At 59.7% G+C, this 24,299-nt stretch carries 17 protein-coding genes and 2 riboswitches; of the genes, 4 read left to right on the top strand and 13 right to left on the bottom strand.

The features are described from left to right. Positions 1-2: 2 nt before the first annotated feature. The 5 genes from P3M64_RS05710 to P3M64_RS05730 form a co-directional block, all read right to left on the bottom strand. Complete coding sequence (locus P3M64_RS05710; RefSeq protein WP_132938809.1) at positions 3-950, bottom strand: respiratory chain complex I subunit 1 family protein; 948 nt, start codon at positions 948-950, stop codon at positions 3-5. Positions 951-1,050: 100 nt separating this feature from the next. Next, positions 1,051-1,112: riboswitch (Fluoride riboswitch) on the bottom strand. 177 nt (positions 1,113-1,289) lie between these two features. After that, positions 1,290-2,576 (bottom strand): phosphopyruvate hydratase, encoded by a 1,287-nt coding sequence (gene eno / locus P3M64_RS05715; RefSeq protein WP_132938808.1) that lies wholly within the window; start codon positions 2,574-2,576, stop codon positions 1,290-1,292. A 48-nt stretch (positions 2,577-2,624) separates the two neighbouring features. Next, on the bottom strand, positions 2,625-4,160 hold the full coding sequence (locus P3M64_RS05720) for a MutS-related protein (protein WP_132938807.1): 1,536 nt from the start codon (positions 4,158-4,160) through the stop codon (positions 2,625-2,627). Next, entirely contained in the window at positions 4,157-5,923 is a 1,767-nt protein-coding gene (locus P3M64_RS05725; RefSeq protein ID WP_243644750.1) for a MutS-related protein, read from the bottom strand. The genes P3M64_RS05720 and P3M64_RS05725 overlap by 4 nt, the downstream gene beginning before the upstream one ends. 31 nt (positions 5,924-5,954) lie before the next feature. Further along, a riboswitch (Fluoride riboswitch) is annotated at positions 5,955-6,016 on the bottom strand. A 28-nt stretch (positions 6,017-6,044) separates the two neighbouring features. After that, entirely contained in the window at positions 6,045-8,345 is a 2,301-nt protein-coding gene (locus P3M64_RS05730) for an NADP-dependent malic enzyme (protein ID WP_132938806.1), read from the bottom strand. 49 nt (positions 8,346-8,394) lie between these two features. Here P3M64_RS05730 and P3M64_RS05735 point away from each other — a divergent pair, with 49 nt between their 5' ends. Then, complete coding sequence (locus tag P3M64_RS05735) at positions 8,395-8,859, top strand: hypothetical protein (RefSeq protein ID WP_132938805.1); 465 nt, start codon at positions 8,395-8,397, stop codon at positions 8,857-8,859. Here P3M64_RS05735 and P3M64_RS05740 read toward each other — a convergent pair. The 4 genes from P3M64_RS05740 to def form a co-directional block, all read right to left on the bottom strand. Next, entirely contained in the window at positions 8,836-10,158 is a 1,323-nt protein-coding gene (locus P3M64_RS05740) for an SEL1-like repeat protein (RefSeq protein ID WP_165886283.1), read from the bottom strand. The two genes, P3M64_RS05735 and P3M64_RS05740, sit on opposite strands and share 24 nt — an antisense overlap. Positions 10,159-10,239: 81 nt before the next feature. Then, on the bottom strand, positions 10,240-11,100 hold the full coding sequence (locus P3M64_RS05745) for a hypothetical protein (RefSeq protein WP_132938803.1): 861 nt from the start codon (positions 11,098-11,100) through the stop codon (positions 10,240-10,242). Between the two features lie 42 nt (positions 11,101-11,142). Beyond that, the gene (locus P3M64_RS05750; protein WP_132938802.1) at positions 11,143-11,799 is read right to left on the bottom strand and encodes a COQ9 family protein; all 657 of its coding nucleotides are present in this window, start codon (positions 11,797-11,799) and stop codon (positions 11,143-11,145) included. Further along, the gene (gene def / locus P3M64_RS05755) at positions 11,796-12,374 is read right to left on the bottom strand and encodes a peptide deformylase (protein WP_132938801.1); all 579 of its coding nucleotides are present in this window, start codon (positions 12,372-12,374) and stop codon (positions 11,796-11,798) included. The genes P3M64_RS05750 and def overlap by 4 nt, the downstream gene beginning before the upstream one ends. 246 nt (positions 12,375-12,620) lie before the next feature. Between def and rpsU the strand changes: the two genes are divergently transcribed. After that, positions 12,621-12,824, top strand: a complete 204-nt coding sequence (gene rpsU / locus P3M64_RS05760) for a 30S ribosomal protein S21 (protein WP_132938800.1) — start codon at positions 12,621-12,623, stop codon at positions 12,822-12,824. Positions 12,825-13,131: 307 nt separating this feature from the next. Continuing rightward, positions 13,132-14,127 (top strand): zinc transporter ZntB, encoded by a 996-nt coding sequence (locus tag P3M64_RS05765; protein ID WP_207893139.1) that lies wholly within the window; start codon positions 13,132-13,134, stop codon positions 14,125-14,127. A 79-nt stretch (positions 14,128-14,206) separates the two neighbouring features. On the opposite strand, the gene P3M64_RS05770 is transcribed toward P3M64_RS05765, so the two are convergent. The 3 genes from P3M64_RS05770 to P3M64_RS05780 are packed head-to-tail and all read right to left on the bottom strand — an operon-like array spanning position 14,207 to position 17,188. Then, the gene (locus P3M64_RS05770) at positions 14,207-15,604 is read right to left on the bottom strand and encodes an NAD(P)(+) transhydrogenase (Re/Si-specific) subunit beta (protein WP_132938799.1); all 1,398 of its coding nucleotides are present in this window, start codon (positions 15,602-15,604) and stop codon (positions 14,207-14,209) included. Positions 15,605-15,617: 13 nt separating this feature from the next. After that, positions 15,618-16,037, bottom strand: a complete 420-nt coding sequence (locus P3M64_RS05775) for a proton-translocating transhydrogenase family protein (protein WP_132938798.1) — start codon at positions 16,035-16,037, stop codon at positions 15,618-15,620. Continuing rightward, complete coding sequence (locus tag P3M64_RS05780; RefSeq protein ID WP_132938797.1) at positions 16,034-17,188, bottom strand: Re/Si-specific NAD(P)(+) transhydrogenase subunit alpha; 1,155 nt, start codon at positions 17,186-17,188, stop codon at positions 16,034-16,036. The genes P3M64_RS05775 and P3M64_RS05780 overlap by 4 nt, the downstream gene beginning before the upstream one ends. A 293-nt stretch (positions 17,189-17,481) precedes the next feature. Between P3M64_RS05780 and P3M64_RS05785 the strand changes: the two genes are divergently transcribed. Then, a complete protein-coding gene (locus P3M64_RS05785; RefSeq protein WP_165886281.1) occupies positions 17,482-18,342 on the top strand; it encodes a DUF3108 domain-containing protein in 861 nt (286 codons plus the stop codon). Between the two features lie 74 nt (positions 18,343-18,416). Here the strand turns inward: P3M64_RS05785 and P3M64_RS05790 are convergent, their stop codons facing one another. Then, positions 18,417-23,738 (bottom strand): beta strand repeat-containing protein, encoded by a 5,322-nt coding sequence (locus P3M64_RS05790; RefSeq protein ID WP_243644749.1) that lies wholly within the window; start codon positions 23,736-23,738, stop codon positions 18,417-18,419. Positions 23,739-24,299 lie beyond the last annotated feature (561 nt).

Genomic DNA, 24,299 nt, shown 5'->3' on the forward strand with positions numbered 1-24,299 from the left:
GCTCAACTCATCTGCGTACTGATGATGGAAAGAACCGCCAGCAGGAACGATGCGGCGAGCGGTTCCTGGTAACGATAAAATCTAAGCCGCGACTGGGCCGTCTCGACCGTAACGACGACCCCGGCGACGAGTATGAATTTAATCACAAGCCCCCCCGCCGCACCAAGCGCGCCCAGGCCGGTTCCCTCGACCGACAATCCCCACGGCAGCACGAGAACGTTGCAGAAAATTGTGTACAAAATGAACTGCTTCATCATCGAAGCCCATCGAATCAGGCCCAACAAGGGGCCGGAGTATTCGAGGATACGGGCTTCTTCGATCATGTAGATCTCGAAGGAACTGCTCGAATGAATGGGCATCCGGTCGGTCTCCACGAGCAACAGAATGAAGAACGCCGCCACCACGAACAAGTGCGCCGGGCTCCAGTAAGCCGCCCAGTTTTCCACCAACAGATGATTGACGACGAAAGGCAACATCGCCTTGGCCAAAAGCGTGATGCCGACGAAAACAACGATCAGGGTCGGTTCCGCGAGAATCGCCACCATCACCGCCCGGCTCGAACCGATGCCGCCATAGGCGCTCGATGTGTCGAGACCGGCTAGGACAAGCACGAACGAGCCGAGCGTGAGGATCAGCCCGCCCCCAAGAATGTCGCCCATATCCGAGAGCGGTAGCGGATAATTGGTGAGAACCGGAATCAGCAACGGCACCGTAAGCATGGCGGTGAAGGCGATCACGGGCGCCGCCCAGAACAGCCAAGATGCGGTCTGCGGAACGACGACGCCCTTGTGAAACAACTTCCAGAGATCTCGATATGGCTGCAAAACGCCGGGACCCCGCCCCCGTTGTATGCGTTCCTCGAACTGGGCGATGACGCCCTGGATCAACGGGGCGAGGCTCATAACGGTCACGACTTGTGCGATTTGAAGCAAAACGTCGCGCGCGCTCACGACCGGCTCCCCTCTGTCGGGGAGGGGAGAAAATGCGCACGCGCGTCGCGGATACGTTTGCGGGTGACTTTCACGCGAGCTCCTCCCTTTCGCCAATTGACGCAAGTAAGGAGTCATCAGCCCCGAGGGCGGTTAAAGGCGAACTCCATCGCCATCATTGATTGTAACTGTTACATTGCGTCGAAATTTTGTCAACGCGAGACCCTCGTCACGACGAATTGGGCGGCCTCGTTTTCTTCGCCGCCCGTTGCCCGCGCGCCCCGTCATGCCCCATGCCCCCCACGCCGAGCCCGCGCTGGACCGGCACGCCGTCATTGCGGTGTCGGAAGCCTCCCAAGGTCAGGACGTTCCGTCGCCAAAGGGGCTATCGAACGTCGCCACGGGACCCAACGCGCGCTCGATTTCCATAAGACGGTTGTATTTGGCGACCCGTTCGCTGCGACAAAGAGAACCGGTTTTGATTTGACCGCCCCCCATGGCGACGGTGAAATCGGCGATAAAGGTGTCTTCCGTCTCGCCCGAGCGGTGCGAAATGACGAAACGCCAACCGGCCTCGCGGCATAATTCGATGGCCTCGATCGTCTCGGTAACGGTGCCGATCTGATTGAGTTTGATCAGGGCCGCATTGCACGACCGTTCGCGGATGCCTCGACGAATGAATTTCGGATTGGTTACAAAAATATCATCGCCAACAATTTGAATCCGTTCGCCAAGCGTCCGCGTGTGATCCCGAAACCCATCCCAGTCGCGTTCGCCCAGACCATCCTCGATGGAAACAATTGGATATTTCCCTATCCAGCCGGCGTAAAGTTCGGTCATCTCGCCGCTACTTTTGACGCCGCCGCCCGATTTTTTCAGGTTATACTCGCCATTGACGGCGAAAGCGGTGGCCGCCGGATCCAGGGCGATCGCCACGTCCTTTCCAGGAACGAAGCCCGCCGCCTCGATCGCCTCGACAATCACCTCGCAGGCTTCTTCATTGCTTTTCAGATCGGGAGCGAACCCGCCCTCGTCGCCAACATTGGTCGCATAACCGCGCGCCTTCAAAAGCCGCTTTAGGCTATGAAACGTCTCCGCCCCGAAACGAATCGCCTCGGTAAGCGTAGGCGCGCCGTGCGGCACGATCATGAATTCCTGAAAATCGAGCGAATTGTCGGCGTGCGCGCCGCCGTTGATCACATTCATCATCGGCACCGGCAGTCGACAGGCGTCCTTTCCTCCAAGATAGGCGTACAAGGGCGTCCGCGCCGCTCGGGCGGCGGCTCTGGCGACGGCCATCGAAACGCCTAAGATGGCGTTTGCGCCCAAATTCGACTTGTCTTCGGTCCCGTCGAGATCGATCATCAGACGATCGATCTCGACTTGGCGGAACGGGTCCATGCCCTCAATCCGCGGCGCGATCTCGGTGGCGATGTTGGAAAGCGCCCGCAGCACACCCTTCCCACCATAACGGCGTGCGTCGTCGTCGCGAAGCTCAATAGCCTCGTATGCCCCCGTCGATGCCCCCGAGGGAACCGACGCGACGCCGACGTGACCGCTTTCGAGGTGGACGCGAACACGCACCGTTGGGTTGCCTCGGGAATCGAGAATTTCATAAGCATCCACGGATTTAATTTTTTCAGACATGGCGTTCTCCATTTTATCCGACGAACCTTTAATCGATTTGGTGAATTTCTATAAATTAACGACGTCCCCCGACCCACCCTCGGGCGCCGCCGTGGAAAAAATCGTCCTATAAAGATCCTCGCCGTAACTGGTTTGCAAAGGTTCCCCCAGTTTTAACCTGAAACTTCGCGACCCATCTTCTTCCCTATAGGCGCGAAGAAATACCGTATCCTCGGGCGCTTTCTCGTAATAGCCGTGCGCCAACTCGTACATGTGCGTGACGAAAAATACCCGACACCCGTTTTCCAGGAGCGCCGCGACGATTTGCCGCGCGACTTCCGAGCCTTCCCGTTCGTTGGTGGCGGCGAAGGATTCGTTAAACAGGACCATCGATCGCGGCGTGACGGCCTCGGCAAGATCGCTCATACGAACCAGTTCCTCGTCGAATTTTCCGCTCGTCATGGTTCGATCTTCCTCGCGCTTGTAGTGCGTGAAAAGCCCGTCGCACGGGCTCGCGCAAAATTTTTCCCCGGCCACGAACATGCCGGCCTGCATCATCAACTGCGCCGTTCCGACGCTGCGCAGGAAGGTCGATTTACCGCCCCTGTTCGCGCCCGTGACGACCACCAGACGCTTGCCGTCCGCGTTGACCGTATTGCCCACGACTTTTTCGCCCATGCGTAATGCCAGCGAAACGTCGTAAAGCTCGGCGCAATTCCAGCGCGAACCGACCGCCTCAACTGGTTCTGGGAAGACCGCAGGTCCCGCAATTTCGCTCAGCGTTTCATGCAAATTCACACAACCGAGATAGAAGGCCAATTCCGCCTTGAGCATCTGAAGAAAACTCAAGATACGATCGTTGGACTGGGCGAGTGCGTTGGCGGCCTGATTGATCCCCCGATCGCGAAGTTCGTCCAGCGCCCGCGCCCCGGCGTCGTCACGCGGATGGAGGGTGATCGTATAGCCCGAAGGCGCGGGCGAAAAAACGCGCCGGAACCAGTTCCGAGAATCCTTCACCGGCGCCCTTAAAGTGTAGTCCTCTCCCTTCCCTCCGGCCCCCAACACCGCACGCATCGCGACGCCGCCACGGAACTTCAATTGCTCCAAATGGGTCTCGATTTCGGAAAAATAGTCATCGCTAAATTCGCGCTCGAGCATGGCGACGAAAGTCGTCAACCCTTCGGACTTAAAATTATCGGCATTGGCGTGGGCGACACGGCGCAGTTTTCCAAGAACCTCGACGAACATCGCCATCACTTCGATGGACCGATGCAGTATCGTTCCCGGGGTGCGGCCAAAAATTCCAAAATGATTCTTTCTCTCCCGTTCGATCGCTTCGAGACAAAGCGTGTAGACGTCCCGAACCGCCGCGCCGTGACGCAGACAGTCCTCAAGAACGTGCTGGCGATAAATGATCGTCGCCGCGTCGTTTCGCGCCCCGGACAGTAGGACATTTTTGGCCGTGTCGAAGAAAAATGCGTCACCGCGCGCCATCGCGCCGAATACGGTCTCTAGTTCAAGATCTTCGATCACGTCATCCGAGCCCGGCGGTAACGCCCGATCGAAATCGAAGTCCCGTTCGCGATAAAGAAGAAAGGTCTTCATGGTTTAAACCGCTCCTTCAACTGAGCGTAGGAGACGCCGTGTTTTTTGGCGATCGCCATTGCATGGGCCAATCCGTCGGCTGGGCGACGCACGACCTTAAGCGTCCGCTCGGCGGGGTTTTGCGGGGCGACGGTGCTCACCATCGAGAACGTCTTCTCGCCCAGAGTGGCGAATTCCTCGATAAACGTGACGCAAACACACAACGCATCGAGATCGACGATCTTCTCCAACACTTTTCCGCCCAGATAAATCTGGTCCCGGAGCGTCGTCGAGTTGAAGATTTCGTTGAGCACGATGATGCTGTCGGGCGTCGCCTTTCGCAGAATGTCGCGAATCCGCACAAGATCCCCTTCGAGCTTCCCGCGGAGGTCCGTGATGTTCTCTTGACGCTCGAAATGCGTAAACAGGGCGTCGAACAAAAAGAGCCGCGCGGAGCTGCCCGGCACGGGACAGCCGAGACTTGCAAGATAATGCACCTGACCGAACGTGCGCGCAAAGGTGGTTTTCCCGCCCTGGTTCGGACCGGACACGACGGCGATCCTTTCCGCCCCCTCGAACGCGAAATCATTGCATACGACGGGTGAGCCCTCGTTGGTGCGTTTGTGCGCCAACGCCAAATCGAAACCATCTTTGTTAAAAACCGCCTTGTCGGTGCGCGACATCTTGGGATAACAAAAATCGAGCCCGCTCCGCCTCAGGCGCGCCATGTGCTCGATATAGGACATGTAGAATTGAACCTCCCGATCGAACGCGCCGATCAAAGGATCGACAAACGTCTTGTTGCCTTCGACGAACGCATCGAGGTGCGCGAATATCTCCGGATACAGTTTGGCGACCATCGAGAGTACGCTCTCCTCGATGTGATTCATCCGAATATCGTCGGGAAAATCGAACAGATGGCTCTTGACCGCGCCTTGTTCGAATTTCGCGAACGTTCGTGCGACCCGCGCACCGTAGTCGTTTTCCCCCACGCAGGTATCGACGACGATCTTGCCCGGTTTGATAAGCAGGCAGTACGTGACGCCGGCCAACTCCGTTTTAAGTTTCCCGACCTCGGCGGCCAGCGCCGCATGCCGGCCCGACCCGATATGTTTGGCGAGATACGCGCGCAACGCGCGAAAGCCCCGCGACCCCAGGTTCGACGCCCGCAACCGCCGCTCCAGCGTTTCGAGCGCATCGCAATACGCCGCAATGCCGTCGAGAAATCGCAACGCCTTCTGATATACGGAGTAAAACCCATCCACCTGCGCGATATATTCTCGCGAAATGTGCATCGACCGAGCGAACTCTTCGACAATCGCAAACAAAGGTGGATTTTCGAGATCACGAAAGATCCGATGGCGGTAGTCAATGGCGGCGATGTCGTGAAGCGGGCGATAAAAAAAAGAAGAAAGTTCGTACGACTCTTTACCCGCGACGACCGCCGAGACAATTTGATCGAGGTTCATGTCCCGAAAATACGCCGGAATATCCCCACGATCCGCGGCCCGTGGGCTTTCTCCCCGGCGCGCCGGAGGCCACAGGATACTTTCGAACGCCATGTCCTCATCCCAGGCGCGGTGCTCGTGGAAACGATTGTCCTCGTCCAAAGGAACCGCGGTCTCCTCGCGGACGTTGTCATGAGGCTGTTCGTGGACGGCGGAAACATCGCGCAAAACGGCGACACCGGGCGCAAGGGGCGCGCCCGGCGCGGAAACTCCGCCGCAAGCGCCCGGAGCGTCCACGCAAGAATCAGAGGCAGGATCGACCGGCGGAACGGGCACGTCACACATCTCCTTCGGCAAAATAAAATCAGCCAAAAAAGGAGTCATCAGCCCACGGGGCGGTTAAAGGCGAACTCCATCGCCGGTCACGGGTTTGATATCGGAAGGCGGCGCCTTCTTGTCAATGGCGGTCCGGCGACGAAGGCGGAGTCGCCGACCCGAGACCGGCGTCAACGACGGCCACGGCGGAAATATTGACCAGACCACGCGCCGAAACCGACGGAGTGACGATATGAACGGGCTTATCCGCACCGATGAGAATCGGCCCCACCGGCTGCCCGCCTCCCAGAATTTTAACCAAGTTAAAGGCGTTATTGGCCGCCTCCAGCGTGGGAAAGACGAACAAATTCGCCGTCCCCTCGAAACGCGCGTTGGGGAAAATACGCCGACGCAACTCCTCGTTCAGGGCGGCGTCGGCGTGCATTTCGCCCTCGACCTCAAGATTCGGCGCGCGTTCGTTAAGAATACGCGCCGCTTCGCGCATTTTACGCGCCGTGGGCGTATTCGCCGATCCGAAGTTGGAATGGGAGAGCAGCGCGATTTTCGGCTGAATACCGAAGCGTTTGATTTCCTCGGCGGCAAGGATGGTCGCGCTTACGATTTCCTCGACGGTTGGGTCGGAATTGACGTAAGTGTCGCAGAAGAAAAAAGTACCGCTCGCCAAGGTCAACACGCCGAGAGCCGAGAAATCGGCGATATCTTCCTTAAGGCCGATGATATTGCGGATATGGCGCAGGTGCCAACTGTACTGACCGTAAGCGCCGCAAATCATGGCGTCGGCCTCGCCGCATCGGAGCATCAGCGCGCCGATCACGGTGGTGTTCGTGCGCACGACCGTGCGCGCCGTGTCTGGAGAGACGCCTCGGCGTTCCATGATTTCATGGTACGAGCGCCAGTAAGCGTCGTATCTCGGGTCACTCTCGGGATTGACCACCTCAACGTCTTCGCCCGGCTTGATGTGCAGTCCCAACTTCTTGATCCGCATGTCAACGACTTCGGTCCGGCCAATCAAAATTGGCCGGGCGAGACCCTCGTCGCGTAAAATCTGAACTGCGCGAAGGACCCGTTCATCCTCGCCCTCGGTGAAAATTAGGCGCTTCGGATTTTTTCGAGCACGTTCGAACACGGGCTGCATCAACATGCCGGTACGAAATACGAAGCGATTCAACCGCTCACGATAGGCGTCGAAATCTTCAATCGGACGGGTGGCGATGCCGCTGTCCATGGCCGCCTTGGCCACGGCCGGTGCGATCGCCATAATAAGGCGCGGGTCGAACGGCTTGGGGATCAGGTATTCGGGACCGAACATGAGGTCTTCTTCGCTATAGGCCGCCGCCACGACTTCCGAGGATTCGGCCATGCTTAGGTCGGCGATGGCGCGCAAACAGGCCAGCTTCATCTCCTCGTTAATGGTGGTCGCGCCGACGTCAAGAGCGCCCCTGAAAATGAAGGGAAAGCACAGCACGTTGTTGACTTGGTTGGGATAGTCCGATCGCCCGGTGGCGATGACGGCGTCGGGGCGCACCGCCTTGGCTTCATCGGGCATAATTTCAGGCGTTGGATTGGCGAGCGCCAGGATCAGAGGTTTGTCGGCCATGACCTTAACCATCTCGGGTTTGAGTATCCCCGGGGCGGAAAGACCGAGGAACACATCGGCGCCCGCCATAACATCGCCCAGCGTGCGATGGGGCGTCTTCCGGGCGTACCGCGCCTTGCGCGGGTTCATGTCCTCGGAGCGCCCCTCGAAAACAACGCCGACGCGATCGATCAAGGTCACGTTCTCGCGCCGAAGTCCCATGTGAACCATCAGATCCAGGCACGCCAGTCCCGCCGCACCGCCGCCGGTGGACACCAGTTTGACCTGATCGATCGCCTTGCCGACGACGCGAAGGCCGTTGAGAAACGCCGCGCCGGCGACGATTGCCGTGCCGTGCTGATCGTCGTGAAAAACCGGGATACGCATGCGTTCTTGCAGTTTTTCTTCGATCTCGAAACAGTTTGGAGCCTTGATGTCCTCCAGGTTTATGGCGCCGAATGTCGGTTCGAGGGCGGCAATGATCTCGATCATTCGTTCCGGGTCCTTGGCGTCGAGTTCGATATCGAACACGTCGATGCCGGCGAACTTCTTGAACAGAACGGCCTTACCCTCCATCACCGGTTTCGCCGCCAACGGCCCGATATCGCCCAGACCGAGGACCGCGCTGCCGTTCGTAACGACCCCAACCAAATTGCTCCGCGCCGTAAGCACGGCGGCCTGGGCGGGATCGTCCACGATCGCCTCGCACGCATAGGCCACCCCCGGCGAGTAGGCGAGCGCCAGGTCGCGCTGATTAACCAGCGATTTGGTGGAGGCGATGGCGATCTTACCCGCCAGGGGCTCCCGGTGATATTTCAGGGCGGATTTCCTTAAGTCGTCTGACATGGCGTTCCTTAACATTCACAGGGAGATATCGATCCGAAGCGCCCCCCGATTGAAAGATGCAAGCCCGCTCGATTGCACCGTGAAACCGCGGCTGCGGACATATCGCGGCGGCACGCATATCGAAACGGCTCAGTATAACCGGACGGTCGGGTTGCGACTCCGGAAAAGTTGGATTTCGACCACCTTCGGCGGTTTCTCTGGATGGGGCATGCCGACGGAATCGCGGCACGGCGAGGCTAGCAATTCCATGAATAATCCGGATTCCTTAAAATTTTCCTACCCGTCCAGACCCAAAATTATGCGTGCGTGCGGCCTCATCTTTCACCACGGCGCTTTGGCGAAATCCGTTTTCAATTTCGCCCATCGTGATGCGCCGATTTTTAACGGCTTCACGCAGTCCAATCTTAAGAACATCGGCCTTACTCGGGTTCGAGTGCATCATCCGGCGGGCGAAATCGATGCGGAACGGATCGGCAGAGGGACACTCCTCTCAATCGCACTGCCTATATTTTGAGGCCAGACACGTTCGGGCGCGGGCGCGGGCGCGCGAAATATCGGCGGCGGTCATCCTTTTCGCCAAGGCGTCCCTGCGTTGCGCCGCTTCTTGAAGCTCTCCCGACGCCGCGATACTAAGCCACATATACGCCGAAACAATATTTTTAACCCCTCCCCACCCCTTCTCGTACATCGTACCCAAGTTGTTCTGCGCCCGGGCGTCCCCCTGGTCCGCGGCCTTACGGTACCACATCCGTGCTTGCTCATAATCCCGGACGACGCCCCGGCCCATGGCGTACATCAGGCCAAGATTGTTCTGCGCCCGGGGCATACCCTGCTCCGCGGCCTTGCGGTACCATGTCACCGCTTGCGCCTCGTCCCAGGCGACGCCCCGGCCCTTGTCATACATCGCACCAAGAATGAACTGCGCCCGGGCGTCCCCCTGGTCCGCGGCCTTGCGATACCATTTCATCGCTTGAGCGTCATTCCGGGCAACGCCCCGACCCTTATCGTACATCGCACCAAGAATGAGCTGCGCATCGGCGTACCCCCGATCCGCCGCTTTGTGAACCCATTTCGCCGCGCGCGCATCATCGCGGACGACGCCCCGGCCATTAAGATACATCAGACCAAGATTGTTCTGCGCCTGGGGCACCCCCTGATCCGCGGCTTTGCGATACCATTTCAGCGCTTGCCCATAATCACGGGCGACGCCCCGGCCCTTCTCGTACATCGTACCTAGATTGTTCCGCGCCAGGGCATCTCCCTGATCCGCCGCCTTGCGAAACCATTTCGCCGCCTGCGCCTCGTCCCGGGCGACACCTTGCCCCTTGTCGTACATCAGGCCAAGATTGTACTGTGCGCGGATAGCGCCCCGATCCGCCGCCTTGCGATACCACTTCGCCGCCTGCGCCTCGTCCCGGGCGACACCCCGTCCCTTGTCATACATCGCACCGAGAAAGAGCTGCGCCTGGACATACCCCTGATCCGCCGCCTTGCGAAACCATTTCGCCGCCTGCGCGTCATCGCGGACGACACCCCGACCGTTAAGGTACACCAGGCCCATATTATTCTGCGCCAGAGCATCACCCTGATCCGCCGCCTTGCGAAACCATTTCGCCGCCTGCGTGTCATCGCGGACGACGCCCTGACCATTAAGATACATCAGACCTAGATTATTTTGCGCCAGGGCAAACCCCTGATCCGCCGCCTTGCGAAACCATTTCAGTCCCTCGGCATAGTTTCCCGAGTTGTAGGCATGCACCCCCTTGTTAAAATCGGCGGCGGCGGCGGCGCGCGCGGGCAGCGGCGACGCCATCAATATTGCCGCCATTAGCACGGACACGAATATGCTTCGCATAGTCTCCCCCACAAGAACGTCAACGATCCGGGTAGACCCTCAGGACTCGGCGTTTTGCGCAAACCTCGTTTCGATCTCGCCCATTGTAATGCGCTGATTTTTCACCGCTTCGAGCAATTCAATTTCGAGAACGTCGGTCTTGCTTAGATTCAAATGCATCACCTGACGGGAAAAATCGATCAGTCCCGGTCCGGCCTGGGCATTGGTCAAGAGATTAGAGAGCAATTCGCGGCGGATCAACGGCGGATAGACGAGGATTTCCGCCACCAGCATTTTCTTCACCTTCATCGGAATGCGCGCCAGGGCGAACAGGCGGTCGAGGCAGAAGCTGTAGATGCCGAAATCCAGCCGCCCCGCCACGGCCTTGGTGAAGTCGGCGAATTCATCGAGGAAATAGCCCGACGACACCCGCCCCTTCACCAGTTCGCCGACGACCTCCAAAAAGGCGCGATAGCGCATTCGCGCCGGAGAAACGAAAGCCCCGATATCGGCCTGCAGGGCGCGGATGCGCGCCTCGGCGAAGTCTTCCTCAAGTAGGCCTTGGGCCGTCGTCTTGACGTCGGCGTCCAAGGCCTGGCGTTCGATCAAGTCGAACAGTTCTTCGTACTGGGCCCGTTTGCGCGCCCGCGACGCCAGGGCCGCCCGACCCAGGGGCAACATCGCCGCCTGGGCGACCAGCGCGTCGCGCGAGCAGATCGAGGCGATGGCGATGGCGTCGGTGCGCATTCGGGTCTGCCCGGTCACATCGTCGGAAATCACGAAGCGACGGCTTTTGGGCAGCGTCAGGTAGCGCCCCAGCTTAGAGCACGTCACAAAGTGATCGGCCAGGGTCGGCGGCGCGCCGGAACGCACCCGCGCCGAGGCGCCCCCTTGATCTTTGCTATCTACGCCGTCCAACATCACGTCAGCATCGCCTTTTCAGCCCCGGAAGGACGCTTCCGATCAACAATAGCGCCGCCCGCTTCGAGCGGTGAAGTTCTTCAATAGACGTAGCGGCGAGGGCGCGGATTTCAAGCGCCGTTCGAGCTTTCCTTTAAGACCCGGAATTTTCAGAACGTCGGCGATCCGCCGGTTGAGAAAATCCCACGTATCGGCAAAATCCTCCGACTCGTCGGCCAACCAATACAAAACACACGGCACATAGACCGCCGCCAGGAGCCCGCGCTTGGTGTAAAAATTGAAGTCCACCGAAGTGTCTCCCGCCGCACGCCAAATGGCGTCCACCGTCTTGTAAGTGTGGCGGCACGACAACGCCGCGTTTTGCGGCAGGGCGAGCACCAAGCTCCCCCGGCGCACGGCCTCGCGGTAGGGGGCCAGGGCCTCCAGGCGCAAGCGCACCCCGGCGGCCACCTTATCGCGCACGCGCATGCGCTCAAGGTCGCGTTTGGCCATGCCTTCGGCCATCCGCTCGTCGGCCCAATCGGCGAGGCGCGACAGCACGTCGATCGGGCCTTTGGGGTAGATGCGCAACCCCTCGCCCAGGCTCAGGCCGAGCTCGTCCAGCGCGGCGCGAAAGGCGAGGTCGCTCCAGCCGTCGAAAAGAACGTGCCCCGCCATGGCGAACATGATGGCGTCGCGCTGTGTGGTTGTTTCCGTCATGATCCATCCGCCTGCGGGTTAGAGGCCTCATTACCGTCCTGAGAAGATCGCGCGCGCATGACTTCCTCGACGAAACCGAAGCTGCGCAAATCCTCAATCCGTTGAGGATACAAGATTGCGTCCAAATGGTCACATTCATGTTGCACGACGCGGGCATGGAAACCCTCGGCTACGCGCGCCACCCGCACGCCGGCGCAGGTCCAATAGCTATAGCGAATTTTCTTGAACCGCGGCACCCTGCCGATCATCCTCGGAATCGACAGGCAGCCTTCGAAATCGTCGGCCTTCTCCGCATCCAGGGGAACGATCTCGGGGTTGATCATCGCGGTCAGCTCCAAAGGGGTGTCGTGTTCGGCCCCGCTTTGTCCCGCCCGCTGCGGCGAGACGAAAAAAACGACGACGCGCAACGGAACGTGGACCTGTGGCGCGGCGAGGCCGGTGCCCGGCGCGTCGAGCATGGTCTCGATCATGTCATCGACAAGCCGCTTGACCGCCGGAGCGCCGGGGTCGGCGACCGGATCGGCGACGCGCGACAATATGGGATGGCCCATGCGGGCGATTTTCAATAAAGTCATGGGGCGATGGTAGCGCGCCCGACCCACAGAGGGAAGAGGCCGCATCGCCCTCGCCCCGCCGCCGGGACGCGTAAAGCGCGCCGAAACGTCCCGCCCGAGGCGCAAGCAAAAGGTTTCCATCGCCCGTTAAGTGTGATATGAACCCCACCTCTTGCCGGTTTTTGACGCAATTTCCTCGATTTTCGGCAGGAACGATCGCCAACAAGGCTTTGTCATACCCACTTCTTGAAAGAGAGTTGATTTAACGTGCAAGTAAGCGTTCGCGACAACAACGTCGATCAGGCCCTGAAAGTCCTGAAAAAGAAAATGCAGCGTGAAGGAATTTTTCGCGAGTTGAAGCTGCGTAAATCCTTTGAAAAGCCGTCTCAACGACGCGCCCGCGAAAAGGCCGAGGCCGTATCGCGCGCCCGCAAGATGGAACGCAAGCGTCTGGAGCGTGAGGGCTTTTAATAAAGACCTCATTCACGCGACGAACCATGCTTTTCTTCCCGCGCCGACGACCCTGGATGCCTAATTCGAGGGTCAACCAACGGTCGGGACGATGTTTTCGGGGAAGTTGACGGTATTTTTTGCCGTCGCTTTGCCGTATCGCAACACGGTCATCACGCAAGCACGCAGATAAAAAACGGCGGTCTTTAACTCAGGACCGCCGTTTTTATTTTCTCCACCCCATCGCATCGTCAACCACGATCACATCGTCAGTCTTGGCCAAGTCTCTTTTTCCCTGCATACTGGCGCCCCCATCAGGAGACGTCCCATGACGGATCACGCCGTTATCGCCGATCATCCCGGATACGACTTCGCCTTTCTGCTCGACGGCAACGGTGGCGGCGCCGAACTGACCTGGAAGGACATCAACCATTGGCGCGCCGAGCAAGGCCCTCTTTGGCTGCTCCTCGACCAAACCAGTGAAATCGCACGGCGCTGGCTGATCGACAAAAGCGCCATCAGTCCGATCGTCTGCGAAGCCCTGCTCGCCGAGGAAACCCGACCGCGGTCGATCGCCATCAACGGCGGTATCCTGGTCATCATTCGCGGCGTCAACCTGCATCCCGAGGCGTCGCCCGAGGATATGGTGTCGATCCGTCTGTGGATCGAGGAACACCGCGTTATCGCCGTGCGCGTGCGCCATCTTCAAGCGGTCCGGGATCTTCATGAAAAAATAGTCGCCTCGACCGGCCCGCAAACCCCCCCCGATTTTCTGATCCAACTTTCCGAGCGCCTTCTCGAAAGGATGCGCCCGGTCATCGATTCCCTGGAAGAACGGGCCGATGATCTGGAAGAAGCCATTGCCGAAGGCCGATCGCCCCAAGAAATTCGCCGCGAATTGCCCCGCTTGCGTCAGCAGGCGATCATACTGCGGCGTTACCTGGCCCCCCAACGCGACGCCTTCGTGCGCCTGCACAGCGAAATGCCGCCCTGGTTCGACGCCACGCACCGCGGGCGCATTCGCGAAATCGCCGACCGCACAATGCGCAATGTCGAAGACCTGGACGCCCTGCGCGAGCGGGCGAGCGTGGTTCAGGACGAAGTCTACAACCTGATTTCGGACCATATGAACAGAACCATCTACCTGCTCACCCTGGTCGCCACGATCGTCCTGCCCCTCAGCTTCCTGACCGGTCTTTTGGGGGTCAACGTCGGCGGTATCCCGGGCGCCAATTCGCCCTGGGGGTTCACCGTGTTATCCCTTGGCCTGCTGGCCCTGGCGGTGATCGAAGTGGTGGTTTTCAAAAAAATGAAGTGGCTGTAGCTGCGCGGGCATATAAAAACGGCGCCCCAAGGAAGGACGCCGTTTTCATTTCGATGTTTTTGCGAAATTCAGATCGAGGTCAGCCCAACCCCTGAACGATTTGTTCGGTCATTTTCTTGGCGTCGCCGAACAGCATCATCGTATTGTCGCGGAAGAACAATTCGTTCTGCACCCCGGCGTATCCCGACGCCATCGAGCGTTTGACGAACAAAACGGTGCCCGCCTTTTCCACGTCCAAAATCGGCATCCCGTAGATCGGGCTGGACGGGTCGGTTTTCGCCGCCGGGTTGGTGACGTCGTTGGCTCCGATGACGAAGGCGACATCGGCGGTGGCGAAGGCGTTGTTGATTTCCTCCAGTTCGAAGACCTCGTCATAAGGCACGTTGGCCTCGGCCAGCAGCACGTTCATGTGCCCGGGCATACGCCCGGCGACCGGGTGAATGGCGTACGACACCTCGACCCCTTCTTCTTTCAGCACGTCGGCCATTTCGCGAAGCGCGTGTTGCGCCTGGGCGACGGCCATGCCGTAACCGGGGACGATGATCACTTTCGAGGCGTTCTTCATGATGAAGGCGGCATCGTCGGCGCTGCCGGACTTGACCGCGCGGTCGCCCTGGACGCCGCCGCCCGCCGGGGCGCCGCCGCCGGAGCTGCCGAAGCCGCCCAACAGGACGTTGAAGATCGACCGGTTCATGCCCTTGCACATGATATAGCTGAGGATCGCGCCCGACGAGCCGACCAGCGCCCCGGTGATAATCAACAACGGATTGCCCAGGGTGAAGCCGATACCGGCGGCGGCCCAACCGGAATAGGAATTCAACATCGAGACCACCACCGGCATGTCCGCCCCGCCGATCGGAATGATCATCAAGAACCCGAGCGCGAGAGACAACGCCACCAGCAAGAAGAAGACCGTGTGCGATTCCGAACCGGCAAAGAGCACGAACAAAACGACCAGCAAGATTCCCAACGCGGCGTTCAGCTTGTGTTGCATCGGGAAGGTGATCGGCGCGCCGGACATCAAGCCTTGAAGTTTGGCGAAAGCGATTAGCGAGCCGGTGAAGGTCACCGCGCCGATCGCCGTGCCCAGGCCCATTTCGACCAGGCTTCCCGGTTCGATCGAGCCGATCTCACCGATACCGTAGGCCGACGGATGAAACAGCGCCGCGGCGGCCACGAAAACGGCGGCCAGACCGACCAAGGAATGGAACGCCGCCACCAATTGCGGCAAAGCCGTCATCTTGATTTTAAGCGCCAGAAGCGTGCCGATCGACCCGCCGATCAGCAGACCCAAGAAAATTGTCCCATAGCCGACGACGTCGGGGTCCGCCAGGGTGGTAACGATGGCGATCGCCATGCCGATGATGCCCAAAATATTGCCCTTGCGCGACGTTTCGGGCGAACTCAGTCCGCGCAAGGCGAGAATGAAACAAACGGAGGCGATAAGATACGCGAACGCGCTGTATGATCCGGTCATGTGCCGCTTCCCCCTAGGCCTTCTTTTTCTTGAACATCGACAACATCCGTTGGGTTACGATGAACCCGCCGAAAATGTTGACCGAGGCCAGCGTCACGGCGACGAAACCGAGCACCTTGGAAATGCTGAGATCCGCCGGCCCCGCCGCGATCAGGGCGCCGACGATGATCACCGACGAAATGGCGTTGGTGACGCCCATCAGCGGCGAATGCAGCGCCGGGGTCACGGACCACACCACGAAGTAACCGACGAAACACGCCAGGACAAAAACCGTGAACAAAAAGATGAACGGCTCACCGTGCCCCGCCCCGTTCGCCTGCGCGGCGAGCCCGGCGGCGGACAAAGCCGCGTCATGGGCCTGGGCCGCCAATTGCGCCGCCTGATCGGCCAGTTGCTTGATTTGATTTGAAAGGGTTGCGGCATCCATGGTCATTTTCCTTCCCCGCTCAGCAAGGGATGGACGATCTGCCCGTCGCGCACGACACAGGTCCCGCCGACGGTTTCATCCTCCCAATCAAACGCGATGGTCTTGTTTTCCCGGTCCACATGCGGAGTCAGGAAATTAAGCAAGTTCTTAGCGAACAACACGCTGCTGTCCTTGGGCAGGCGCGAGGGCATGTTTTCGTGCCCCACGATCTTAACGCCGTTCTTGCTCGTCACCACTTTGCCCGGCTTGGCCAGGGCGCAGTTGCCGCCCGCCTCGACGGCGAGATCGACGATCACCGAGCCCGCGGCCATGCTTGCGACCATGTCGGCGCTGACCAATTCGGGCGCGGGGCGTCCCGGAATCAACGCCGTGGTGATGACGATGTTTTGCTTCTTGATGTGTTCGGCGACCACCGCCTTTTGTTTTTCGAAATATTCCGGCGGCATTTGTTTGGCGTAGCCGCCCTCGGTTTCGGCGTCCTTTTCCATTTCGGCGTCAACGGTCAGGAACTTGCCGCCCAGGCTTTCCACTTGTTCGCGGGTGGCGGGACGAACGTCGGTTGCGGTGACCACCGCGCCCAGGCGCTTGGCGGTGGCGATCGCCTGCAGGCCGGCGACGCCGACGCCCATGACGAACACCTTCGCCGGCGCGATCGTGCCCGCCGCGGTCATCATCATCGGAAAGGCGCTACCGTATTCCGCGGCGCCATCCAAGACCGCCTTATAGCCGGCCAAGTTGCTTTGCGAGGAGAGAATATCCATCGACTGGGCGCGCGAAATGCGCGGCATCAACTCCATCGCAAAGGCGGTGATGCCCTGCGTCGCATAGACCTTAACGTCCTCCTGGTGGGCCAGCGCGCCGAGGTGGGCGATCAACACCGCGCCTTTTTTCATCAGCGCCAGTTCATTGGCGTCGCCCTCGACGATCGGGCGTTGGATTTTCAACACCACATCGGCGTCCTTCAAGGCTGTCGCGGCGTCCTTGGCGATCGTGGCGCCGGCGTCTTTAAACGCCGCATCCTCGATGGCGGCGCCGACACCGGCGCCTTTTTCCACGATCACGTCAAACCCTAGGGCGACGAGTTTCTTGACCACGTCGGGCGAGGCGGCGACGCGCTTCTCGCCCGTGCGGCGTTCTTTCGGTATCGCTATTTTCATATTGGATGGTTCCCGTTTCCCCCCAGTGAACACCTTAATCTCCCATCGAAAAGGCGCGCCCAGAATTTATGACCGCTTCAACCGTGTTAAACAAGGGCCTGATTGTCAAAAAAATGATAATTTTTACGCGCGCACAATCGAGGGTAATTACTGCATTTTATAAAAACATATTGTTTTTATTTTACTTTTTACGCTTGCGCCCTTGTTGTTTTCTGACTGTGAAAGAGCAATGGTGCTTGTCGCACACGGTACTTTGCCTTTTCCTTCGCCCGCAAAGGACGTATCCTTGCCTCATGCGGCGATTATTTTGCACCATCACCGGCGCCGTCTTATGCGCAACGGTTTTCGTGGGAGTCGCGCCGAGCCCGGGGTTGGCGCGAACCACGTACCTACGCTATCAGGCGAACTGGAGCGGGCTGCACGTCGCCGATTTCACTCTCGGCTTCGACGATGAAAAAGGGCGCTACGTCAACACGTTTCACTTAGTCACCCGTGGCCTTCTTGGGTGGTTTACCCGTTTCGATATCGCGGCGACGGCGACGGGGCTACACCAATCGCCCCCCGGAAACGACGCCGCGGCGACCTACACGGCGCAAGAATATCGTGTCGATTACACCACCAAGAACGCATTGCGCTGGATCAAAATTACCTTTTCCGCCCCCCACGCCCCGGCGCACGCCCGCAAGGGATCGCGTCCACTACCCGGACACCCGGGGAAAATCGAGAACAAGGCCGCCGACAAGGACATCCCCGCTCGACTGCGTACCGACGTTACCGACCCGTTAAGCGCCCTGTCGCAATTAATCGAGGGCGTGCGCGAACATCTTTCCGGCGGGCCCGCGAATTTTAGCATCGCCGTATTCGACGGCAAACGCCGCCTCGATCTGAAAGCCCGCTATCTGGGGCCGATCACGCGCACAATCATGGAAAAAAAATACCCGGCCTACCGCCTTCGTGTCGAAACCGTCCCTATCATGGGCTTTAAAAAGAGCCACAAAATTCTTTGGGACGGCGCGACGTTCGACCTCTATCTCAGCCGTGACGACCTGCGCATCATGCAGATCGTACCCATCCGCCACGGCCCCGTGCTGGGCCCGGTGTTGACCTTGGAGCGGACATGTTCGCAACCTTGCCCGTTGCCCAAAGCAGACTAGAGGCAGCGCCCTTGAGTTCGAATCTTATCGGGCGAAACAACACATCGGCACGGTTCATACCAATCAAGTGGAAATTACAAACCGTGTGACGGTTGCCAACTCTCTGCGATCATGGGATGTAGTGCGGATTGAACGTCAGGCGGCAGGCTGGAATCCGACCCGACGGGCGGCGCGAAGGCGGCCATGGCTAGGCGCAACTGTTCAACCTGAGATTCAACCAGAACAGCGCCATTAGCCAGGCGGATTTCGTCCAGGCGACTGGATTTTCCCTTATACCAATTGTGCACACTTACCCGATCCTTGGTGCCGACGATGGACATCTGCAGATCATAGTTGCTGCGTGCGAACCAGACCTCGTCGGCAGTGATCCCTTTACCTAGAACCAGAACATTGAGTTTAGCGTTTGAGCCATCTTTTCCAGCGTCGCCCTTGTCGTCGTGTTTCTCGCCACCCTCGCCATGACCGCTACCATGGCCCGTGAGAATGAGGTCCCGACCGTCGCCAAGACCAAACAGGAAGGTGTCGCCATCGCCGCCGCCATTGAGCACATCGTTGCCCGTTCCGCCGGACAGAGTGTCGTGCCCACCCTTGGCGGTCAGGATGTCATCACCGGCTCCTCCCTTAAGGACATCATTGCCGCCGTCGCTTTTGAGGATGTCATTGCCCGCGCCGCCATCGAGGATATCACTGCCGCCTTGGCCATGCAGAATGTCGTCGCCGGAGCCGCCATAGAGAGCGTCGTTTCCGCCACTGCCTTTAAGGATGTCGTTTCCGGCGTCGCCATAGAGGGTATCGTTGCCCCCTTCGCCCTTAAGCACGTCGTTACCGGCCCCGCCATGAAGAATATCGTTGCCGGAACCGCCATCAAGCTTGTCATCGCCAAGACCGCCCAACAGCAGATCGTTTCCGGAACCACCGTCGAGTTCATCATTGCCGGCACCGCCGTCCAACAGATCGTTGCCGCCCCGACCGTCGATTTCATCATTGCCGCCAAGGCCACGCAAGATATTGGCGTTGCGATCGCCTTTAAGAAGGTCGGCAAAATTGGACCCGATTACATTTTCGACCCCAAACAGAATATCGCCCTGGGCCTCGCCACCAAAACCGATGCCAATCGGCGGCAGATCGTCGTAGTGATGATCATCTCCATAGTCCCCACCATCGTCCGCATGCCGTGGCATGGCGGCCAAGACATCAGGACCGATCAACGACATGACATGGTTCAAAGTCGGCGCAACGCCATATCCATGACCGTCGTCTCCATAGTCGCCTTCGCCGTCATGTTCGTGGTCGTCCTCGAAGTTATAATTTAGGTCCACGGTCACGCCTGCCGATGAGCGGTCGTAAGCGGCGGTATCGTTGCCGTCGCCTCCCAACAGAACGTCGGCACCTTGCCCGCCTTCAAGCGTGTCATTGCCCGCACCGCCGTTCAACGTATCGAAACCGATGCCGCCTTCGAGGCGGTCATTGCCAAGACCGCCCAAGATGATGTCGTTGCCGCCCTCACCACGCAGCGTATCGTCGCCGCCAAGACCACGGATCGTGTCGTTGCCGCCGCGCCCTTCGATCAGGTTGGCATGGGCGTCGCCGGTCAATCGGTCATCGAATGTGGAGCCGATCAGGTTTTCGATTCCCGTCAGCGTATCGCCCTGGGCATGGCCGCCCGCGCCAAGACCGGTGGTAAGGTTAACGTCGACGCCTGCCGTCGATGTCTCATAGGATGCGGTATCGATTCCCGCTCCGCCGTCCAGGGCATCCGCGCCTGCGCCGCCAACGATGAAGTCATTCCCGTCACCTCCGCTGATCGTGTCGTTACCAACGCCACCACTCAAGATATCGTTGCCGAGGCCGCCGGAAATCACGTCATTGCCGGCGCCACCGTCGATCGTGTCGTTTCCGGCCCCGCCGTAGAGCGTGTCGTTACCGCCGAGACCATTGATGACGTCGCTGCCCGCACGGCCCCCGATAACGTTTGCGCCATTATCGCCGGTAAGCCGGTCCGAAAATTCAGAGCCGATCAAGTTTTCGATACCCGTTAGCGTATCGCCTTGGGCGTCACCGCCCGTGCCCATCCCGGCGACGAGACTTACCGCCACGCCCGCCGTGGATGCCAAATACGACGCCGTGTCAATACCGGCCCCGCCCTTAAGGCGGTCCGCGCCCACGCCGCCGACGATAAAGTCATCGCCTGCGCCGCCGTCGATGACGTCATTTCCCGCGCCACCATTTAGGGTATCGAAGCCGAGGCCGCCGTTGAGGGTGTCGTTGCCTGCACCCCCGTCGAGGGTGTCGTTGCCCGCGCCGCCGTCCAGAATATCGTCGCCCGCGCCGCCAATCAGGATGTCGTTGCCGCCTTCACCGCGCAGGGTATCGTTGCCGGCGCGCCCGTCGATGACATCGTCGCCGCCACGCCCTTCGATCACATTGGCGCCGGCGTCGCCGGAGAGAGTATCGGCAAATTGCGATCCGATCAGGTTTTCGATGCCGCTAAGGGTATCGCCATCGGATGCCGTGCCCGTCGCCAGATCCACCGTCATTCCGGCGGCGGCGTTTTCGTAGGTCGCGGTGTCCGTTCCCGCGCCGCCGATCAACACGTCCGCGCCGCTGCCACCATCCAACACGTCGTTACCGGCGCCTCCGTCCAGCATGTCGTCGCCCGCGCCACCGTTGAGGTGGTCGTTGCCGTCGCCGCCGTTAAGGATATCATTTCCCGCGCCACCATTTAGGGTATCGAAGCCGAGGCCGCCGTTGAGGGTGTCGTTGCCTGCACCCCCGTCGAGGGTGTCATTGCCCGCGCCGCCGTCCAGAATATCGTCGCCCGCGCCGCCAATCAGGGTGTCGTTGCCGCCTTCACCGCGCAGGGTATCGTTGCCGGCGCGCCCGTCGATGACATCGTCGCCGCCACGCCCTTCGATCACATTGGCGCCGACGTCGCCGGAGAGGGTATCGGCAAATTGCGATCCGATTAGGTTTTCGATGCCGCTAAGGGTATCGCCATCGGATGCCGTGCCCGTCGCCAGATCCACCGTCATTCCGGCGGCGGCGTTTTCGTAGGTCGCGGTGTCCGTTCCCGCGCCGCCGATCAACACGTCCGCGCCGCTGCCGCCATCCAACACGTCGTTACCGGCGCCTCCGTCCAGCATGTCGTCGCCCGCGCCACCGTTGAGGTGGTCGTTGCCGCCCTCACCGTAAATTTCATCGTTGCCGCCATGGCCGGATATGACGTCATCGCCGCCCCGCCCGTACATCAGGTTATGGCCCGCCGTGCCGTCAAGCACATCGTTGCCTTCGGTACCAATGATCGCGAACAGTTCCATCAGGGGCGTGTGTACACCGGTCGGGATCGCCACGGCGCTCATATCGAGCACGGTGCCGTCGGCGAAGGTAAAGGTCTCAATCCGTGTCCGGGTGTCGTTCCACCCCTTGATATAGACCCAGTCCGTCGCGGCCCCGAACGTCGCATTGGGGTTGGACCGGTCCAACACGGCCAATGTCAGGTCCGTGCCGTTGTAATCCAAGACGACATCCCACACCGAAATGTTATTGCCGAACGCCAAAGTGTCGTTACCCGCGTTGGCCAGAACTGTCGTTACGGTGGTTTGCCAATAAGTAGCAGAGAGACCATTTCGGTACGCGGTATGCTGCGTTCGCGAGGTTTGCGTCGTGGTGGCGTAATCGTAAAGCACTTCGCCGCCGTCACCGCGGTTAAAGACATAAGTGTCGTTGCCCAGCCCGCCGACTACCATGTCCACGCCCGCACCGCCGTTCAGCGTATCATCGCCTGCTCCGCCTTCGATGATATCGCTACCAGCACCGCCATAGATTGTATTGGCTCCACCATCGCCGACCAGTTTGTCGCCGAAGCGCGACCCGATGATGTTTTCCATGTTGCTGTACACGTCGCCCGTAGCATCTCCGCCGCCGGCGTAGCCCGTGGTCAAGTTGATGTTCACCCCGGCGTCGGAACCGGCGTAGGACAGCCAATCCACCCCCGCCCCACCGCGCAAGACATCGGCGCCCGCGCCGCCTTCCAAAACGTCATTGCCCGCGCCGCCATAAAGCGCGTCGTTCCCCGCGTCGCCCGTCAGCACGTCGTTGCCGCCAAGGCCATAAACCGTATCGTTGCCGTCACCGCCCATCAGGGTGTCGGCGGCTTGGCTGCCGGTGATGGTATCATCGCCCGCTCCACCGCCGATCAAAACGCCCTGCGCGCCGCTGGTGTACAGGGTATCGTTACCCACGCCACCGAACGCGGCTTCGATATGGTGCTGCGCCAAGTCAAAGATAACCCCGTTTGTCCCCTCGACAAAGGCGACATCGAAACCCGCGCCGCCATCGACGACCGTATCGGCGGCATCGAAAAAGATCGTATCGTCGCCCGCGCCGCCGCGAATTTCATCGGCTCCGGCGCCGCCGATTAACACGTCGTTGCCTTGCCCGCCCGTAAGGATATCGTTGCCCGTCCCACCAGACATGAGAACGCCGATACTTCCGCTTGTTCTGAAGACATCGTTACCCGCGCCGCCGAACGCCAATTCGACGTGGTCGGCGCCAAGGTCTAGGGTTACGCCCGCCGTTCCTTCGACGAACACGCTGTCCACACCGTCGCCGCCATCGACGTGGACATCGTTGGCATCGATTACCAGGGTGTCGTCGCCGCCCCCGCCGGACAGGGAATCCGCGCCCGCACCGCCAACTAAAAAGTCGTTTCCATCGCCGCCCGTAAGAACGTCGTTGCCCCCCATGCCAAACAGGGACACATCCTGCGCCGCCCCAGCCGAAAGGTGATCGGCGCCACCAGTGGCGATGACACCGACTAAACCTTCCGCCCCCAGATCAAGGGTCACGCCCGCCGGGCTGTCGGCCAAGAAGCGGACCCGCGATCCATCGCCGTTGCGTATGGTCAAAGCACCGTCGGCTTCCTCGCGAACGGCCTGTTGGGAATAAGCCAGCGCCGCGTCGGCGAATTTTCCGCTTGCGCCATCGGCCCAGGTGAATTGCCCGATGCCGAACACGGTATTACCGCCTTCGCTGCGCTGCACCCGATCGGAACTCAAGCCGATCGACGTGATGCCCGCTTTATCAAGGCTCACCACCTCGCCCGGGTCGGATACGCCGTCTTGATTGGCGTCGCGCCAAACGCCGAACTTGGCCCATTCGGCGTCGCGTCCGTCCAGAACGCCGTCGCCATTGGTGTCAAAATGCGCCAATCCTTCCAGATCGGTGCGCGCGGTTTCGACATACCCCTTGAAGCTGACTTCATCGACGTGATTGATCAGCCCATCGTTATTTTTGTCGTAGACCAGGAAGCCATCGCCGCCACCGGCCCAGGCCGTCTGTTCGCGATAACCGTCGCCGTTGATGTCGAAAAAGGCCGTGGATTGATCCAATGCCACCAAAGACACTACACCATCGCCGTTCAGGTCCAAAATGATGGGTTTACTGCTTTTGCTCGAAGCTCCGGGTCTGCCTTCATGATCTCCGTCAAACGCGTGACTAATGTGCTCAAAAATACTGTCGAGGGCCCGACCTAAATCATGGAAAAACCCGCCTTGTCCATCATCGTACGTCGTCGTGGAATCCCCCGGATGGGTCGACTGAGTGGCGCTCCACTCATTGACAACGACGCTATCCGTCCCCGCTGAGAGGGCTGCGCCACTAGGAACGCCGTGAATTGTTGTTCCACCAGAGAACAGATCACCGATGGAATCAAGGATGCCCCCAAACGCATGACCGATCGTATTGAGCGCATCGCCCACGGCTGATACCGCGTTATCTAGAGCGCTAACAGCATGAAGAGATACCCCTGCTGTGCTATGCAAAACACCAGTAACAGAAAAATACCCCAAAGCTCCAAATCGGAGCGTGTTCCCCCAAGGGGTTAATGCAGTTGTGTGCAAAGCATCAACTGAGATTTGTATGTCCGCTCTCGCGATTTGATCTTGATTAATAGCGTA

It is taken from the genome of Varunaivibrio sulfuroxidans, from assembly GCF_029318635.1.
Lineage (GTDB): Bacteria > Pseudomonadota > Alphaproteobacteria > Rhodospirillales > Magnetovibrionaceae > Varunaivibrio > Varunaivibrio sulfuroxidans.